Annotated in this window: 16 protein-coding genes and 2 pseudogenes; 14 read left to right on the top strand and 4 right to left on the bottom strand. The window is 52.4% G+C overall.

The window, feature by feature from the left end:
• Window positions 1-31: 31 nt before the first annotated feature.
• Complete coding sequence (locus NFS35_RS02080) at window positions 32-868, bottom strand: ABC transporter ATP-binding protein (RefSeq protein ID WP_251205487.1); 837 nt, start codon at window positions 866-868, stop codon at window positions 32-34.
• A 540-nt stretch (window positions 869-1,408) separates the two neighbouring features.
• Between NFS35_RS02080 and araA the strand changes: the two genes are divergently transcribed.
• The 10 genes and pseudogenes from araA to nrdG all read left to right on the top strand — a co-directional run bounded on the left by araA (window position 1,409) and on the right by nrdG (window position 12,451).
• Window positions 1,409-2,896: an L-arabinose isomerase gene (gene araA, locus NFS35_RS02085; RefSeq protein WP_251205488.1), complete on the top strand. Its 1,488-nt coding sequence runs from the start codon at window positions 1,409-1,411 to the stop codon at window positions 2,894-2,896.
• A gap of 57 nt (window positions 2,897-2,953) precedes the next feature.
• Window positions 2,954-3,793, top strand: a complete 840-nt coding sequence (locus tag NFS35_RS02090; RefSeq protein ID WP_251205489.1) for a transketolase — start codon at window positions 2,954-2,956, stop codon at window positions 3,791-3,793.
• Complete coding sequence (locus tag NFS35_RS02095) at window positions 3,781-4,719, top strand: transketolase family protein (protein ID WP_251205490.1); 939 nt, start codon at window positions 3,781-3,783, stop codon at window positions 4,717-4,719. The genes NFS35_RS02090 and NFS35_RS02095 overlap by 13 nt, the downstream gene beginning before the upstream one ends.
• A 28-nt stretch (window positions 4,720-4,747) precedes the next feature.
• A pseudogene (locus NFS35_RS02100) lies at window positions 4,748-5,170 on the top strand (alpha-N-arabinofuranosidase); the annotation flags it as partial.
• Window positions 5,171-5,539: 369 nt separating this feature from the next.
• Complete coding sequence (locus NFS35_RS02105) at window positions 5,540-6,481, top strand: ArsR/SmtB family transcription factor (RefSeq protein WP_251205491.1); 942 nt, start codon at window positions 5,540-5,542, stop codon at window positions 6,479-6,481.
• Between the two features lie 232 nt (window positions 6,482-6,713).
• Window positions 6,714-8,243 (top strand): Y-family DNA polymerase, encoded by a 1,530-nt coding sequence (locus NFS35_RS02110; protein WP_251205492.1) that lies wholly within the window; start codon window positions 6,714-6,716, stop codon window positions 8,241-8,243.
• A 22-nt stretch (window positions 8,244-8,265) separates the two neighbouring features.
• On the top strand, window positions 8,266-8,943 hold the full coding sequence (locus NFS35_RS02115) for a hypothetical protein (RefSeq protein WP_330639955.1): 678 nt from the start codon (window positions 8,266-8,268) through the stop codon (window positions 8,941-8,943).
• A 125-nt stretch (window positions 8,944-9,068) separates the two neighbouring features.
• Window positions 9,069-9,527 (top strand): hypothetical protein, encoded by a 459-nt coding sequence (locus tag NFS35_RS02120; protein WP_251205493.1) that lies wholly within the window; start codon window positions 9,069-9,071, stop codon window positions 9,525-9,527.
• Between the two features lie 267 nt (window positions 9,528-9,794).
• A complete protein-coding gene (gene nrdD, locus NFS35_RS02125; RefSeq protein ID WP_251205669.1) occupies window positions 9,795-11,921 on the top strand; it encodes an anaerobic ribonucleoside-triphosphate reductase in 2,127 nt (708 codons plus the stop codon).
• A complete protein-coding gene (gene nrdG / locus NFS35_RS02130; RefSeq protein WP_251205494.1) occupies window positions 11,918-12,451 on the top strand; it encodes an anaerobic ribonucleoside-triphosphate reductase activating protein in 534 nt (177 codons plus the stop codon). Before nrdD ends, nrdG begins: the two co-directional genes overlap by 4 nt.
• A 63-nt stretch (window positions 12,452-12,514) precedes the next feature.
• Here nrdG and NFS35_RS02135 read toward each other — a convergent pair whose 3' ends face one another.
• A complete protein-coding gene (locus NFS35_RS02135) occupies window positions 12,515-13,063 on the bottom strand; it encodes a TetR/AcrR family transcriptional regulator (RefSeq protein WP_251205495.1) in 549 nt (182 codons plus the stop codon).
• 195 nt (window positions 13,064-13,258) lie between these two features.
• Here NFS35_RS02135 and NFS35_RS02140 point away from each other — a divergent pair, with 195 nt between their 5' ends.
• Window positions 13,259-13,582, top strand: coding sequence for a HEAT repeat domain-containing protein (locus tag NFS35_RS02140; RefSeq protein ID WP_251205496.1), 324 nt, complete (start codon window positions 13,259-13,261; stop codon window positions 13,580-13,582).
• 130 nt (window positions 13,583-13,712) lie between these two features.
• On the opposite strand, the gene NFS35_RS02145 is transcribed toward NFS35_RS02140, so the two are convergent.
• Together NFS35_RS02145 and NFS35_RS02150 are read right to left on the bottom strand one after the other, a co-directional pair.
• Complete coding sequence (locus tag NFS35_RS02145; protein WP_251205497.1) at window positions 13,713-14,843, bottom strand: hypothetical protein; 1,131 nt, start codon at window positions 14,841-14,843, stop codon at window positions 13,713-13,715.
• Window positions 14,833-15,387, bottom strand: a complete 555-nt coding sequence (locus NFS35_RS02150) for an RNA polymerase sigma factor (protein WP_251205498.1) — start codon at window positions 15,385-15,387, stop codon at window positions 14,833-14,835. Before NFS35_RS02150 ends, NFS35_RS02145 begins: the two co-directional genes overlap by 11 nt.
• Window positions 15,388-15,679: 292 nt before the next feature.
• Between NFS35_RS02150 and NFS35_RS02155 the strand changes: the two genes are divergently transcribed.
• The 3 genes and pseudogenes from NFS35_RS02155 (at window position 15,680) to NFS35_RS02165 (ending at window position 16,977) form a co-directional block, all read left to right on the top strand.
• The gene (locus NFS35_RS02155) at window positions 15,680-16,060 is read left to right on the top strand and encodes a metal-dependent transcriptional regulator (RefSeq protein ID WP_251205499.1); all 381 of its coding nucleotides are present in this window, start codon (window positions 15,680-15,682) and stop codon (window positions 16,058-16,060) included.
• A 219-nt stretch (window positions 16,061-16,279) separates the two neighbouring features.
• Window positions 16,280-16,639, top strand: a pseudogene (locus NFS35_RS02160) (hypothetical protein); the annotation flags it as partial.
• Between the two features lie 128 nt (window positions 16,640-16,767).
• Complete coding sequence (locus tag NFS35_RS02165; protein ID WP_251205501.1) at window positions 16,768-16,977, top strand: FeoA family protein; 210 nt, start codon at window positions 16,768-16,770, stop codon at window positions 16,975-16,977.
• Window positions 16,978-16,979: the final 2 nt, after the last annotated feature.

A 16,979-nucleotide genomic window follows, 5' to 3' on the forward strand; every position in this document is an offset into this window, starting at 1 on the left:
GGCTTTGTGCCGCGCCGGAATCTGTGCGGATTCAGGTGATTTCGTAGGATTTATAGAGTTGTGCCAGAGTCTCGTCCATGCTGGCGCCGCCTCTCTTGATATCCTCCAGCGTGCCGTCCATCAGTATCCTGCCTTTGCCGATCAGGATGATGCGGCTGGCCAGAGCCTCGATGTCCTGCATGTCATGGGTGGTGAGGATGACGGTGGTGCCGTGCTCCCGGTTCAGTTTCTTGACGAAATCACGTACAGCAAGCTTCGATACGGCGTCCAGCCCGATGGTGGGCTCGTCCAGGAACAGGATGCCGGGGCTGTGCAGAAGGGAGGCCGCAATCTCACAGCGCATGCGCTGCCCCAGGGAGAGCTGTCTGGCGGGAGTGCGCAGGAACTCTGTCAGGCTTAATGACTCAGTTAATTCCGCAAGGTTTTTTCGGTAGACCTGGTCAGGGATAGAATAGATATCTTTCAACAGTTCGTAGGAATCGATGACCGGAACATCCCACCACAGCTGGGAGCGCTGCCCGAAGACTACGCCTATCTGCCTGACATGGTCAATGCGGCGGTACTTCTCCTTTCCGGCTCCCAGGCTTCGGCCTTTGCCGTCCAGGTTCCAGAGAATCCGCCCGTCGATTGACACTTTTCCGCTGTCAGGTGTCAAGATTCCGCTCAGGATTTTGATCGTGGAGCTTTTGCCCGCTCCGTTGGGGCCGATGTAGCCAACCATTTCGCCGTCGCGTATGGTGAAGCTGATGTCGTTTAGAGCTTGGATTTCCTCGTACTCTCTGTGGAAGAGAGCCCTGCAGGCCGCTCCAAAGCCTGCGTTCCTTTTTGCAATCCGGTACGATTTGCATACATTCTCCATCGTAATCATTTTGCTTCCTCCTGGTAGTTATACTATCGCCGCATGACCGGCATTTCCATATCTTGCCAAGTAGGTCTTGCTCTGTCGGATTTTGCCGACAGATACCTGATAGGTAAAATATTTAGTTTTTTGAAACGAAAGGATTTATATTATAACATGCCGGGAGAAACAGGGCAAGCTTTTTTTGATCGAAGAGCGGCGGTAATGAAATAATGTTTAGATAAAACTAAATATTATATAATATTCAATAATATTTTATATAAGCATAAAATAAAGAATATAAATATAATTTGAATTAAAGTGATGGTTATACGTCAAAACATTCTGATAAATTCAAAATATTTTGCAGTATAAAAGAAAATAAACGAGATAAGGCAGAAAGTTGTCCGCTGAATTTGCATAAATTCCAATCATAAATTATTATACAAAAATCTAAAATAATAATTGACAAATCCCGAAAAATACCATACCATAGAAAGCAGATATGAGGACATGACAGAAAGAATGGATCGATATCAAATCATCATGAATAGAAAGGAGCATTACATTATGAAGAATTATAAGTTCTGGTTCGCCACTGGCTCACAGGATCTCTATGGAGACGAGTGCCTGGCTAAGGTTGCGGAGCATTCCCGGATCATCGTGGAAGAAATCAACAAATCCGGCATCCTCCCCTACGAGGTGGTGTGGAAGCCTACGCTGCTCACCAATGAGATGATCAGAGGGCTGTTCAACGAGGCGAACATGGACGCGGAGTGTGCCGGCGTCATTACCTGGATGCACACTTTCTCCCCCGCCAAGTCCTGGATTTTAGGGCTGCAGGAGTACCGCAAGCCTCTGTGCCATCTGCATACTCAGTTCAACATGGAGATTCCCTATGACACCATCGACATGGATTTCATGAATGAGAACCAGTCGGCCCACGGCGACAGGGAGTACGGCCATATCGTGACCCGCATGGGGATTGAGCGCAAGGTCATCATGGGACACTGGAGCGATGAGAAGATGCTGAAGAGGCTGGCCGGATGGATGCGCACGGCGGTGGGCATCATGGAGTCCAGCCATATCCGCGTGGTGAGAGTGGCCGACAATATGCGCAATGTGGCCGTCACCGAGGGCGACAAGGTGGAGGCCCAGGTGAAATTCGGCTGGGAAATCGACGCTTATCCGGTAAATGAGATTGCGGAATACGTGGCGGATGTCAGCGAGGGCGATATCAATGCGCTGGTGGAGGAATATTATTCTAAATACCAGATTCTGGACGAAGGCAGGGATGCCGCGCAGTTCAGGCGTCATGTGGCGGTGCAGGCAGGGATTGAAATCGGTTTCGAGCGCTTCCTGAAAGAGAAGAATTATCATGCCATCGTGACCCATTTCGGCGACTTGGGTTCCTTGAAACAGCTGCCCGGCCTTGCCATCCAGAGACTGATGGAGAAAGGCTACGGATTCGGCGGTGAGGGCGACTGGAAGACGGCGGCCATGGTGCGCCTGATGAAGATTATGGCAGAGGGGACCAAGGACGCCAAGGGAACCTCTTTCCTGGAAGACTATACCTACAATCTGGTGCCCGGCAAGGAAGGCATCCTGCAGGCCCATATGCTGGAGGTATGCCCTACCATTGCGGAAGGACCTGTCGGCATCAAGGTATGTCCGCTGTCCATGGGCAACAGAGAGGATCCCGCAAGGCTCGTGTTCACTTCCAAGGAGGGCAGCGGCATCGCTACGTCCCTGATTGACCTGGGCACCAGGTTCCGCCTGATCATCAACGAGGTGGAATGCAGGAAAGTGGAGAAGCCCATGCCCAAGCTGCCTGTGGCCACCTGCTTCTGGACACCGAAGCCCAACCTGACCGTAGGCGCTGAGAGCTGGATTCTGGCAGGCGGCGCCCACCATACCGCATTCTCTTATGACCTGACCACAGAGCAGATGGCAGATTGGGCGGATGCCATGGGTATCGAGACTGTAGTCATCGACGCTGACACGACTATCCGCGGATTGAAGAACGAGATGCGCTGGAATGCGGCAGCCTATCGTTGAAGCTATTGAAAAAGACAAGACCGCATGAGCGGCAATGCATAGAAAGCGAAGAAAAATATGGAGATTATAGAACTGAAAAAACATGCCAATGACGTCCGCAAGGGCATCATTGAGGCAGTGCACGGAGCAAAAGCCGGACATCCCGGCGGCTCCCTGTCTGCAGCGGATATTTTTACTTATCTGTATTTTGAAGAGATGAACATCAATCCTGCCGATCCCAGGATGGAGGGCAGGGACCGATTCGTCCTTTCCAAGGGACATACGGCTCCCGGCCTGTACTCCGCATTGGCCAACAGGGGATATTTCCCGGTGGATGACCTGCCCACTTTGCGCCATCTGGGCTCCTATCTGCAGGGACATCCCTGTCTGCAGCATGTCCCGGGCGTGGACATGTCATCAGGCTCTCTGGGCCAGGGGATTTCCGCAGCGGTGGGAATGGCTCTGGGCGCCCGGCTTTCGGGAAAGGATTTCCGGGTCTATACGCTGCTTGGAGACGGCGAGATTGAGGAGGGCCAGGTCTGGGAGGCCGCCATGTTCGCCGGCCACAGAAAGCTGGACAACCTGGTGGTGATCGTGGATAATAACGGACTGCAGATTGACGGGCGGATTGACGATGTCTGCTCCCCGAATCCCATCGACAGGAAATTTGAAGCTTTCAATTTCCATGTGATCAATCTGGAGGACGGCAACGACATGGAGCAGATTCGTGCCGCTTTCACAGAAGCCAAAAATACCAAGGGGATGCCTTCGGCCATCATCGCCCATACCTTAAAGGGCAAGGGCGTGTCCTTCATGGAGGGCAGCGTGGACTGGCACGGCAAGGCGCCCAATGACGCGGAATACGAGATCGCAAAGGCCGATCTGGAAAGGATTGGTGAAGCATTATGTCAGATGTAAAAATCGCTACCAGAGAGGCATACGGAAACGCGCTGGCAGAGTTCGGCGAGGCCTATCCGAATATGATAGTCCTTGACGCGGATCTGGCCGCGGCCACCAAGACAGGGGTATTCAAAAAGAGATTCCCCGAGAGGCATATCGACTGCGGCATTGCGGAAGCCAATATGATGGGTATCGCAGCGGGACTTTCCCTGACCGGGATGATTCCCGTGGCCAGCACTTTCGCCATGTTCGCGGCGGGGCGGGCCTTTGAGCAGGTGCGCAATTCCATCGGCTATCCCCATCTGAACGTGAAAATCGGGGCTACCCATGCGGGGATTACCGTGGGTGAGGATGGGGCCTCCCATCAGTGCAATGAGGATATCGCCCTGATGCGGACGATTCCCGGCATGACTATCCTGAACCCCTCCGACGCGGTGGAGGCAAAGGCCTGCGTGAAAGCGGCTCTGGATTATGAGGGACCTGTCTACATGCGGTTCGGGCGGGCCGCCGTGCCTGTGATCAACGACGGGGAGGATTACAGCTTCCGAATCGGCAAAGGCCAGGTGCTGCGGGAGGGCAGCGACGTGACCATCGCTGCCACCGGCATCATGGTGAATTCCGCCCTGGAGGCGGCAGCGCAGCTGGCCGGAGAGGGCATCAGCGCGGAAGTGATCAATATCTGTACCATCAAGCCTCTGGATAAGGAGCTGCTTGCGGCCAGCGCCGGAAAGACCGGAAAAGTGGTGACCGCTGAGGAGCATTCTGTCATCGGGGGCCTTGGCGGCGCGGTGTGCGAGGCGCTGGCGGAGTTCTGCCCTGTGCCCGTGTGCAGGATAGGCATCGAAGACGTGTTCGGCGAGTCCGGCTCCGCGGGGGCCCTGCTTGTGAAGTACGGCCTGGACGGAGCGGGCGTTTACAGGAAAGTAAAGGCGTTTCTGTCATAAAACATGCGCCGCGAAATGCCTTGCGGCAGGCAGAGGCATCTGCGAGGGACTGTTCGTGGGGGAGGATTCCGACATTCCCAACAGGAACGGCATGCGCACAGACGTGGTGGATGCGCTGAAAGAACTCCAGATTCCTGTGCTGCGCTGGCCGGGAGGCTGTTTCGCGGACGAGTATCACTGGATGGACGGCGTAGGCCCCAGGGAAAGCCGCAAAAAAATGGTCAACACCAACTGGGGCGGCGTGGTGGAGGACAACAGCTTCGGCACCCATGAGTTCTTTGAGCTCTGTGAGCAGCTGGGCTGCAAGACTTATATCAACGGCAATGTGGGCAGCGGCACTGTGCAGGAGATGTCCGAGTGGGTGGAGTACATGACCTTTGACGGCGTGTCGCCCATGGCGGAGATGCGCCGCAGGAACGGCAGGGAGAAACCCTGGAAAGTGGATTATTTTGCGAAAGAGAAATGAAATAAGGGACAAAACGGCAGAATGGTGAAATATATCTGTTCTGCCGTTTTTTTGGGAATGGTTTTGTAAAATGGACGGTAGAGGAGCAGGCTTATTGTTTTTCACAAAAACCCGCCTCTTCCTCTCCATCAATGCAATGGCGGGGAGGCGGATTACGCGGGACTTGCGGTGAAAAGCAGATGGCTTGAAACGGCCGTGGAGGGAAAATGTACAAATCGTATCAGGAAAATACGTAAATATAACCAAATCGGAAATCCGGGGCAAGAAAAAAGTTGCATGAAAGAAAAGAAAGGAATATAATATTTTAGAAAATACTAAAAAAGAATGGGTACTTTTGGAAATGGGTGATTGAGAATGCTGTATATCAAAAATCTTGAGGATGGAGTGGAGCTGTTCAAGGCATTGGGTTCCGAGGTGAGGGTGAATATCATTCAGCTGCTGCTGAAGAATAAGGAAATGAATATGAATGAAATCGCAGGCAGCCTGAACATCACCAATGGGGCGCTGACCAGCCATATCAAGAAGATGGAGGACGTGGGACTGATTCAGGTGCGGGCTGATTTCGCAGGGCATGGGAACCAGAAAATCTGCCGCGTGAAGCAGGAGAGGCTGCTGGTGGATATCGTCCCCACGGAGGAGGACGGCAACAGCGGCTTCTACGAGGCGGAGATTCCTGTAGGACAGTACAGCAACTATAATGTCTGTCCCACCTGCGGCATCGCTACCATGGATACCCTGATAGGGGAGGTGGACGATCCAAGATACTTTGCCCACCCGGACAGAATCAACGCGGGAATCCTGTGGTTTTCCAAAGGATATGTGGAATATCTGATTCCCAATGTGCTCCCCACCGCCCAGAGAATAGATGAAATCACCTTTTCCATGGAGCTTTCCAGTGAAGCGCCTGGGGTCAATAATGACTGGCCCTCGGATATATCCTTTATCCTGAACGACGTGCCCGTCGGCGTGTGGGTCTCTCCGGGAGATTTCGGAGATGTGAGGGGTATCTTCACGCCGGACTGGTGGTTCCCGAACTGGAATCAGTACGGGCTGCTGAAGATGCTGGTCATCAACAAGAGAGGGACTTTCGTGGATGGCCTGAAGATATCGGATGTGACGCTGGACAGATTCCGGCTTGACTACAAGAGCACCATACGATTCAGGATGGAAGTGAGGGAGGATGCCGCCCATGTGGGGGGCCTGACCTTGTTCGGGAACGGCTTCGGAAATTACGGACAGGGCATCAAGGTGCGCATGCGTTACAGCCCTATGGAGAATGCGGTGCAGCAGGCATAGGAGCGCGATTGCCGGGATATCCGTCATCATGGGCATCTTCGGATACTGCTTTGCAGTATTCCCGCTTATTGCTCTCTGTCATCTGATTTGCGGCTGCACATTATGGACGCAGGCGCACAACAGGATGCCGTTGACGACAGTGTATACACTAAAGTTTGGAAAAAACCATTGAAAAAGAACAAATGTTCTGCTATAATGGCATTCAGATAAGATGGGACAGGAGGGGAGGCAGATGGCTGGGGAGAATCATATCTATATTGCAATCGATCTGAAATCATTCTATGCCTCTGTAGAGTGCGTGGAGCGGGGGCTGGATACCCTGGACACCAATCTCGTAGTGGCGGACAGCAGCCGCACAGAGAAGACTATCTGTCTCGCGGTGTCCCCCTCCATGAAAGAATACGGCATCCCGGGCAGGCCCAGGCTCTTCGAGGTGGTCCGGAAGATAAAGGAGGCGAACGCCTATCGTCTGGGCAGAGCGCCAGGGCAGGTCTTTTCCGGCAGCTCCTGCCATGCCTCTGAGCTTCTGGCGTCCCCGGAGCTTGCGGTGGACTATATCACGGCTCCGCCTCGTATGGCGCTGTATATGGAATACAGTACGAAGATATACGATATTTATTTAAGGCATATGGCGCCGGAGGATATCCATGTCTATTCTATTGACGAGGTGTTCATAGACGCCGCCCAGTATCTGGAGGCCTGCCATCTTACCGCGGCAGAGTTCGCGGAGCGGATGATACAGGAGATCCTGAGAGAGACGGGGATAGTGGCCGCGGCCGGAATCGGCACGAATCTGTATCTGTGCAAGGTCGCCATGGATATCGTGGCCAAGCATGTGGAGCCGAACCAGGACGGAGTGCGGATTGCCGAGCTGGATGAGATGGAATACCGCAGGCTCTTGTGGAGCCATCGTCCCCTGACGGATTTCTGGCGGGTGGGCAGGGGATATGCCAGGAAACTGGAGGAGAACGGGCTGTATACCATGGGGGACATAGCCAGATGCTCCCTGGGAGGGTGCTCGGACTATCACAATGAGGAGCTGCTCTACCGGCTCTTCGGCGTGGGCGCGGAACTGCTGATTGACCACGCCTGGGGATATGAGCCCTGTACCATTGCGGATGTGAAAGCATACAAGCCCGATGGGAGCAGCATGGGGGCCGGACAGGTGCTGCAGTGTCCCTACGATTTTGAAAAGGCAAAGCTGGTAGTCCGGGAGATGACGGATTTGCTGGTGCTGGATCTGGTGGACAAAGGTCTGGTGACGAACCATATGGTGCTGACCATAGGCTATGATGTGGAGAGCCTGACGAATCCGGAGATACGAAAGGCGTACAAGGGCCCTGTCACCACGGACCGATATGGGAGGAAAGTCCCGAAACATGCCCATGGTACAGCCAATATCGGCAGATGGACATCCTCCACCAGACTGATCATGGATGGGATGATGGAACTGTACGACAGGGTTGTAGACAGAAGCCTGCTGGTGAGGCGGGTCACAGTGACGGCGGGGCGGGTGATGAAAGAGAGCGAAATCGTGGCGGAGGACTCCTATGAGCAGCTGGATATTTTCACGGATTATGAGGCGCTGCTAAGACAGCGGGAAGAGGAGGAGGCTGCTCTGAAGCGGGAGCGGAAAATGCAGGAGGCTATTCTGTCCATCAAGAAGAAATTCGGCAAGAACGCCATCCTGAAAGGGATGAACCTGGAGGAAGGGGCCACCACGGTATCGCGCAACGGGCAGATCGGGGGGCATAAGGCTTAGCGCGGCTGGGGACGGCGCAAGAATGGAACCGCGATACAGCGACCGGGAAGGGCATAGGGCGACACGGCTGAGGAGTTATAGCAGGACAGGGGAGACGGAATGGGGACATATGAGAGGGACGGAAAATAGGATGGCGGAAAATGAGCCGGCGAGGACGATGCCGGATGAAAAGAGGGCGGCAGATAACGGGGTGGCGGGCATGGCGGCAGCAGGGGAGAGTACAGCAGATGCAGCGGTTGTGAGAAAGATAGAGACAGCAGGGGACTGGGCGGAGGACAGCCACCGATATGACGATATCATAAATTTGCCCCGCCATGTCTCTGTGAAGCACCGTCAGATGCCGGTGTCCGACAGGGCGGCGCAGTTCATGCCTTTTGCGGCCCTTACCGGATTTGGGGATTCCATCCGGGAGACAGGACGGCTGACCGATGAGAGGATGGAACTGGAGGAGGACGTCATGAATAGCCTTGACGGAAAGCTGCAGTATCTAAGTGAGCGGCTCGGCGGCTGTCCGGAGATTTCAGCCACCTTTTTTCAGCCGGACCTTAAAAAGGCGGGCGGCGCCTATGTCACTGTCACAGGACGGATAAAGAAGATAGATTTGTATGACAGAATCCTCCTCATGGAGGACGGCACGGGGATTCCCATGAAAGATGTGGTGGAACTGGAGGGCGAAATATTTTCCGATTTGGACAGATAGGGCGGCGAAAGCGGTTGTTTTTTCCCTGATTTTGTGGTATACTTGCACAGGTTTTTATGCAGAAAAGATACAGGTAAAGTCGCAGATACGACAAAAGAATATATGGGAAAGCGTTGGGATGACAGATGGAAAGCAGAATCCGGGAGATATCCGCAATTCGGGTCACGATAGGGCGGGCGAAGCTGGCGAGAGATGAAAAAAGCGTCCAGAAGATATTTGAGGTGCTGGAAAAGTGCCTGATTCCCTGTGAGTGCATGGCAATCAACATCGACTGGCTGGCAATTGTGATAAGGAAATCGGAGGGCGGAAAGATAAACCGCTTCATCGCCATGCTGAAAGAGGAGCTGGACGGAACCAGTATCGAGGTGAACGGGGAACTGAGGCTGCTCTATATTGAGCAGGGGCATTTCACAACCCGGAGAATCGGCATAATCGTCTCCAGTCTTTCCATGCAGGATATAGAAATCAACATGCAGCGCTATGTACGGTGCGAAGACAGGCTTGTAATCGGCGTGTCCGTGGAGGATGTGAGCAGGGCGCACCGGATTATCAGGGGGATTCTGGATGCGGATTATCGAATCTGAACCCCGTGTGCGGCGGGATGTTTAAAGCCGCGCATCAGCTCAGGCCGCTGTCATACTCCGTGACGGACGATATCCGTATACGGTTCTGCGATACTTTCTGATATAGGATACAAGAACTCCTTGCTTTTTCCCGGACAGTCTATTATAATAGAAATACAAAATATAGGCAGAATAATCAATAAGAACACAAGATATAGAATTCAGCCGTATCCGTTGAGCTGACGGTGCGGCTATCTGTATGTCGAGTGGGCGAGGAGCGATGGTATGATGAGGATTCAGAAAAGAGACGGACGCGTGGTGCCTTATGAGGAGGAGAAGATTGTAGCCGCCATTCAGAAAGCCAATAACGAGGTGGAGGAGAAAGACAGGGCCGATCAGGCGCTGGTGGAGGAGATACTGGAGGCCGTGCAGGGAGAGGAACAGGAGCTGCAGGCCGTGGAGCATGTGCAGGACATCATCGAGAGGCATCTGGTGCAGCACAATAAGTACGCCCTTTCCAAGAAGTACATTGTATACCGCTATCAGAGGAGCCTTCTGCGCAAATCCAACACCACGGATGAATCTATCCTGAAGCTGATCCGCAATGAGAACAAGGAGCTGGCGGAGGAGAATTCCAATAAGAATACCCGTCTCGCCTCCACCCAGCGGGACTATATCGCCGGGGAGGTCTCCCGGGACGTGACCAGGCGCATGCTGCTGCCGGAGCACATCTCCATGGCCCATGACAACGGCGTGCTCCATTTTCATGACGCGGATTACTTTATCCAGCCTATCTTCAACTGCTGCCTGATCGACATCAAGGATATGCTGGACAATGGAACCTCCATCAATGGGAAGATGATAGAGTCCCCCAAGAGCTTCCAGGTGGCCTGTACGGTCACCACCCAGATTATCGCCGCCGTGGCCAGCAACCAGTATGGCGGGCAGTCGGTGAACATCAAGCATCTGGGGAAATATCTGCGCAAGAGCAGGGAGAAGTTCCGTGCCCAGCTGGATGAGGAATTCGGAGGTTCCCTTGACGAGGCCGCAAAGGAGAAAATCGTGGAGCTGCGCCTGCAGGACGAGCTGCGCTCCGGCGTCCAGACCATTCAGTACCAGATTAATACACTGATGACTACAAACGGACAGTCGCCTTTCGTGACTTTGTTCCTGCATATCGACGATGAGGACGAGTATGTGGAGGAGACGGTTCGGATTATCGAGGAAATCCTGAACCAGCGCATTCAGGGAACCAAGAATGAAAAGGGAGTCTACGTGACACCGGCATTCCCGAAGCTGGTGTATGTGCTGGATGAGAACAACTGCCTGAAAGGCGGAAAATACGATTATGTCACCCGCCTTGCCGCCAGATGCTCGGCGAAGCGCATGTATCCGGACTATATTTCGGCAAAAAAGATGCGGGAGAACTACGAGGGCAATGTGTTCTCCTGTATGGGCTGCCGTTCTTTCCTGTCCCCCTGGAAGGACGAGAACGGAAACTATAAATGGGAGGGGCGGTTCAACCAGGGCGTGGTCAGTCTGAACCTCCCACAGATAGGCATCATCTCGGGAGGGGACGAGGAGATTTTCTGGAAGCGGCTGGACGAGCGGCTGGAATTATGCTATGAGGCCCTGATGTGCAGGCATAAGGCCCTGCTGGGTACTCTGTCCGATGTAAGCCCCATCCACTGGCAGTACGGGGCCATCGCCCGGCTGAAAAAGGGAGAGAAGATTGACAAGCTGCTCTACGGCGGATATTCCACCATGTCCCTGGGCTATATCGGCCTCTATGAGCTGACCTGGCTCATGAAAGGCTGCAGCCATACGAAGCCCGAGGGCAAGGAATTCGCCCTGCGGGTCATGGATTACCTGAAAGAGGCTGCCGCCGGATGGCGGGAGGAGACGGGAATCGGCTTCAGCCTCTATGGGACGCCTGCGGAGACATTGTGCTACCGCTTTGCCCGCATCGATAGGGAGAAATACGGCGACATCCCCAACGTGACGGACAAGGGATATTACACCAATTCCTATCATGTGGATGTACGTGAGCCAATAGATGCATTCACGAAATTCCGATTTGAGAGCGAGTTCCAGAACAAATCCCTGGGCGGCGCGATTTCCTATGTGGAGGTGCCCAATCTCCTGAACAATGTGGAGGCCGTGGAGGAAGTGATACGTTTCATCTACGACAATATCCAATACGGCGAGTTCAACACCAAGTCGGACTATTGCCATGTCTGCGGATATGACGGGGAAATCATGGTCAATGAGGACAATGAGTGGGAATGCCCTCAGTGCCGCAATAAGGACCATTCCAAGATGAATGTCACCAGGCGCACCTGCGGGTATCTGGGAGAGAATTTCTGGAACATGGGCAAGACAAAGGAAATCAAGTCGAGGGTGCTGCATCTATGAATTATGCGACTATCAAGAAGACGGACGTGGCCAATGGCCCCGGCATACGGGTGTCCCTGTTCGTCAGCGGCTGTACCCACCGCTGCAAGGGATGTTTCAACAGCGAGGCCTGGGATTTCGGCTATGGACAGCGCTATACGAAGGAGACGGAGCGGGAAATCCTGGAGGCCCTTGCGCCGGAGTATATCCGTGGACTGAGCCTGCTGGGCGGGGAGCCTATGGAACCGGAGAACAGAGGAACGGTGCTGTCGCTGGTGAAAAAGGTGCGGCAGACGTACCCCGGGAAAGATATCTGGTGCTACACAGGGTATGACTATGAGAAAGACCTGCTGCAGTGGGCGGAGCGGGAAACGCCGGACGAAAGCCATGAAGCGCAGACGGCAAGGCTGCTCTCCCTCATTGACGTGCTGGTGGACGGAGAGTTCGTGGAGGAGAAAAAGAACCTCCGCCTGGCTTTCCGGGGGTCGGAGAATCAGCGGCTGATTGACGTGAAAGAGTCTCTGCGCCAGGGCAGGACCGTGTGCCTGTGAAGCCTGTAACGGTTTCTTGTAAGGAGCTTTCCGGCGGGAAAGCTCCTTTTGTGACGGCAATTTCTATGACAGACCGTGTGAAATCAGGCGGATGGTGAGCTGAATCATGTCCTCCATGGGCTCTTTCCGTCCGCCTTTTACCCATTGCCTGTAGATCCCGGTGAGGCAGTTATTGATATAGATAATCAGATAGAGCCTCTTGTCGGGAGGGTATTGGTCATAATCTTCGTCAAAGCAGAGAATGTCTTCGCTTTCAGCCTGCGTTTCAGCAATAGGGCAGTGTCCCTTGCTGTTCAATATCTTTTCATCCAGCTTATCTGCGGATTCCGAAAATGCATAACAATTGCGCACGATTTTTTCCAGGTCGGCGGGAAACTTAGCATCTTTGACCGGTTCCAGAAAACGCTTCATTGTGTCCGTCTGCATCTTGTGCAGCAGATTATCCATGGAAGCATAGTGCAGATAGAATGTCTTGCGGTTGATTTGGGCCCGCAGAGACAGTTCTTGTATGGTAATCTGCTGATAATCCATTTCCGCCAGCATCTCCCGGAAATTTTTCTGTATCAGAGCCTCTGTTTTCTGGTAACGCAAGTCCTCCTGCTTTTTTCTCATACGAACCTCCCTGATGCTATTCCGGAACATTCTGTGGTTTCGATTAATCTACATTTTCTGGAGAATGTGGATTAAGTAACAAATTCTGACAATTGACCATTGATATGCCGATTCGATTTGAATTATAATACAAAAGTGAGTAATAAGCAATAAAATATGAGCAAAAGCTGAATCTAAGGAAAGTGAGGAAAAAACATGGGAAAACTCGAAAAAATTGAAAAACTGGCAAGTAAGGGCAAAGCAGATAAGTTGCTGGGATTTGTAGGCGACAAGGATAAGGAAGTGAGATTGGCGGCAATTGCCAGTGTCTCCGGCATGATAGAAAATGAGGATGTCCGCAATACTGTAGTCGGACTGACGGAAGACGCGGACCCGGATATCCGCAAGGCTGCTATAACGGCTCTGGGTTCCGGCCGGGGCAGCTATGTGGAAACCAGACTGAGGTACTGTCTGACTCATGAAAAGGACGAGAATGTGCTTCAGGCTGTAAGGGCTGCATTAGAAAATATTAAGAAATAAAAAAGCTGCTGCCCGATGCAGAATCCATTGCGCGGGTTCTGCATTTTGCGGCAGCTCTTTTTAAGATATGTGCAAGTCTGTGCCGGTGAATGGTTTGAGAGTGTCATGGCGCTGTAAATGCATCTGGGATTCAGGGCAGGCTGTCGATCAACCGGTTCAGCTGGATGAAAAATTCATCGGATTCCACCAGCTTCAACTTATCGTAATAATATACGGCGTCGTAGACAGAAATCATAAGCGTGCGCCATTCCGTGGTGATGAGGCCGTTTTCTCCCGCCGGGTTCTCCGGGTGGTATTCCACAAGGGTGTTCTCCGGGATGTCCAGTTCCACATCTAAGGCATTGTCCGGGCAGAGAGTATCCCAGTCCGTGGTGACGATGTAATCTCCGTCCATGGTGACCTCAATCTGGGGATGGTGCGGGTAGAGGGTGGTGTAGCGGCCGTCCCTTGTAAGGTCGCCGCCTGCGTATTCTTCCCATATCTGCAACTCGCTGTCCAGGTCACAGACAGGGATGACATAGCTGCGGCCAGCTTTCAGGGAAAAATAGGAATCCATCAGATAGGTGTCATCTTCTATCAGGACGGAGGTGTCGGACAGAGATTCATCTCCGTACCATACACGGTCTACCGTCAACTTGTACACTACGGAAGAGGACTGGTTGTGGTACAGCTCCTTAGGGCCGAATTTGTCATTATAGGTATCGTAGGTGTATTGTTTGAGATATATATCTGTAATCGTTCCCTCTAAAATTGCGCTGGATTCAGACAGCATGTCTTCGCTGAACGGCAGTATTTCCGCGGTGGACTGGCTGACTGCGGAATAGTGTGACAGAATCTCCGGCCTGATTTGGCCCTGGGGGAGGGACAGGGAACTGTAGCTGACAGGGAGGCTGGCCTGCTGCTCTGTGCTGCGGCTGACTTCGCCGCTGTCGCTGCCCGCGGAAGAAGCAGCGGCAGAAGTGATTGCTTCGCCTGCGTCTTGGGGCAGCGGGGCCCCGGTATTGCTGTTGCTGTTTTTGGCAAGAGCATTGGGATTGTTGCTGTCATCGAGAGCGACAACCGGATTACTGCTTTCAGCTCCGTCTGCAGAGGTATCGAAAGCAGAGATATCATTCTCAGCCTGCCATATCCTGATACTAAATACGGCTATAAGGCATAGGGCTGCAGCCTGAGCGATGCGCTTCCTCCGTTTCCGCCTGGCCATTAAAATAGCATCCCGCCGTTCCAGTACGATTCTGGCGATTTCTCTGTCATTCTTCATATACAAAATCCTCCTTTTCCAGCTCCTGCCGGAGCGATTTCTTTGCCCGATAAGCAAGGTTCTCAATCTGCCGTTTGCTTTTTTTCATGATGACAGCCGTCTGGGAGTTATCGAAGTCTTCAAAGTAGAGCAGGTACAGAACCTGACTGTACTCCGGCTTCAGCCTGTGGAGCGCCCTGTGCAAAATGATGCGCTCCTCTGTCCTGAGATAGGACTGTTCAAGGCTTTCCTCATCGTCTGCCAGCTGTTCCAGATTCTCCGGGGACAGCTCTTTGAACCTGGAACAGCGCCTGAGATAGTCTGTGGCCACATTCCGCCCGATGGTATAGAGCCATGTCTTAAAAGTGCATCTGTGCCCGAAACCGGGCCTTTTGGTCACCAGCTTTACAAAGGTCTCCTCCATCAGCTCCTCGGCAAGGCATATATTTCCCGTGAAACTGTTCAGATACAGGATAAGGCCATCCTTGTAATCCCCTATGAGTTCCACAAGGCCCTCGTCATCACCTGCAAGGAAACGGCGGTAGCTGCTTGCACCGTTATCCATGTTCATGCCCCCCCTTCTGTCTATTAGACGCGTGAAACGCGGAATTCTCTCAGTGGAAATTAAATTTATCTGTCCTTTATGCTCTATTCTATATGATTTGATGGCAGCATGCCATTATAAAAGCTGAGAATTGGAAATTGTCCAATATTATATTTGCTGTTTGGACGTGGTCATAGTATAATAAAATTGTATTTATATATGGGTGTAAATGACAGTATAGTAGCACATAACGGCGTTTCATGCTATAATAAGAACCAAAACAACGAATTGAAAGGAAAGCGAGGAAATAACCGTGACTATAAATGAATCAGCGGAAAACTATCTGGAAACGATTCTGATACTGAGTAAAAAACTTCCCGTGGTTCGCTCTGTGGACATTGCCGAGGAGCTGGGATTCAAGAAACCCAGCGTCAGCGTGGCGATGAAGCATCTGCGGGAAAAAGAGCACATCATCGTGGACAAATCCGGCTTCATCACCCTGACACCTGCCGGCAGGGAGATTGCAGAGATGATTTATGAACGCCACCAGCTGCTGTCCTCCTGGCTGATACAGCTGGGGGTGCCGGAGAAGACCGCGGTGGAGGACGCCTGCAAGATTGAGCATGTCATCAGCAAGGAGAGCTTTCGGGCAATCAAGGATTATGTGGGGAATATAGTGGCCGAAGAAAAGTGACAGGACTCATTCTTTTTGGGCAGTCGTTCGTCAATAGGGAGTCATTCCGACAAAACAGTGCCAAACGCTTCTCTCCGTGCTGAAGTTGCGGATATATGCCTGTTTCTCATCCATACTGACAGCTTTGTGAAAAACGCAGACAGAGTCTGCTGAAATATCCTCTTGCAAAATAGTAAAAAATAATTACAATAGAGGACAAGACAAAAGCCCGCGGGAGAGCGGCTGGATCCGGAGAGCGTGCGGAAATCCTATGAGCTGGGCGCTGAGTTTTTCGGGGAGAGGTTCCGGGTAGACCCGGTTGTCTTCGTATGCCATTCATGGCTGCTGTTCCCCCGCAACAGGGAGGTGCTCTCGCCGGATTCCAACCTGTATTCCTTCATTTCGGACTATGATATTCTGAAGACAGAGGAATATGACGATTATTCGGAGGCCTGGAGACTGTTCGACGTAAATTATGAGGGAGACGTGGAGAAATTGCCGCAGGATACCTCATTCCGGCGGGCCTATGCGGAATGGATTCGAAAAGGGGAAAGGACGGGCGGCGCCTACGGCGTACATATGTTGCAGGACAAAACGTAAATTTTTTAAAAATAGTTATTGACAACAGACATTGGTTAGCATATACTAACAATCAGAGGGGATGAGAATCATTCTCAAACAGAGTGATGATTCATCCTCAAAGAGTTCAAAAGAAGGAGGATGCGTATATGCCGTTGTCAATGGCCCATGCGGGAGAGAGCAATGTAATCAAAAAGGTAGGCGGCAGGGAGGAGACCAGGAAATTCCTGGAAAACCTAGGGTTCGTAGTGGGAGGAGCCGTGACCGTTATCTCCGAGGCAGGCGGAAATATCATCGTCAATGTAAAGGAATCCAGGGTAGCCATAGGCAAGGATATGGCCAACAGAATCATGGTTTAGGA

It is taken from the genome of Acetatifactor aquisgranensis (genome assembly GCF_943193215.1).
GTDB lineage: Bacteria > Bacillota > Clostridia > Lachnospirales > Lachnospiraceae > Acetatifactor > Acetatifactor aquisgranensis.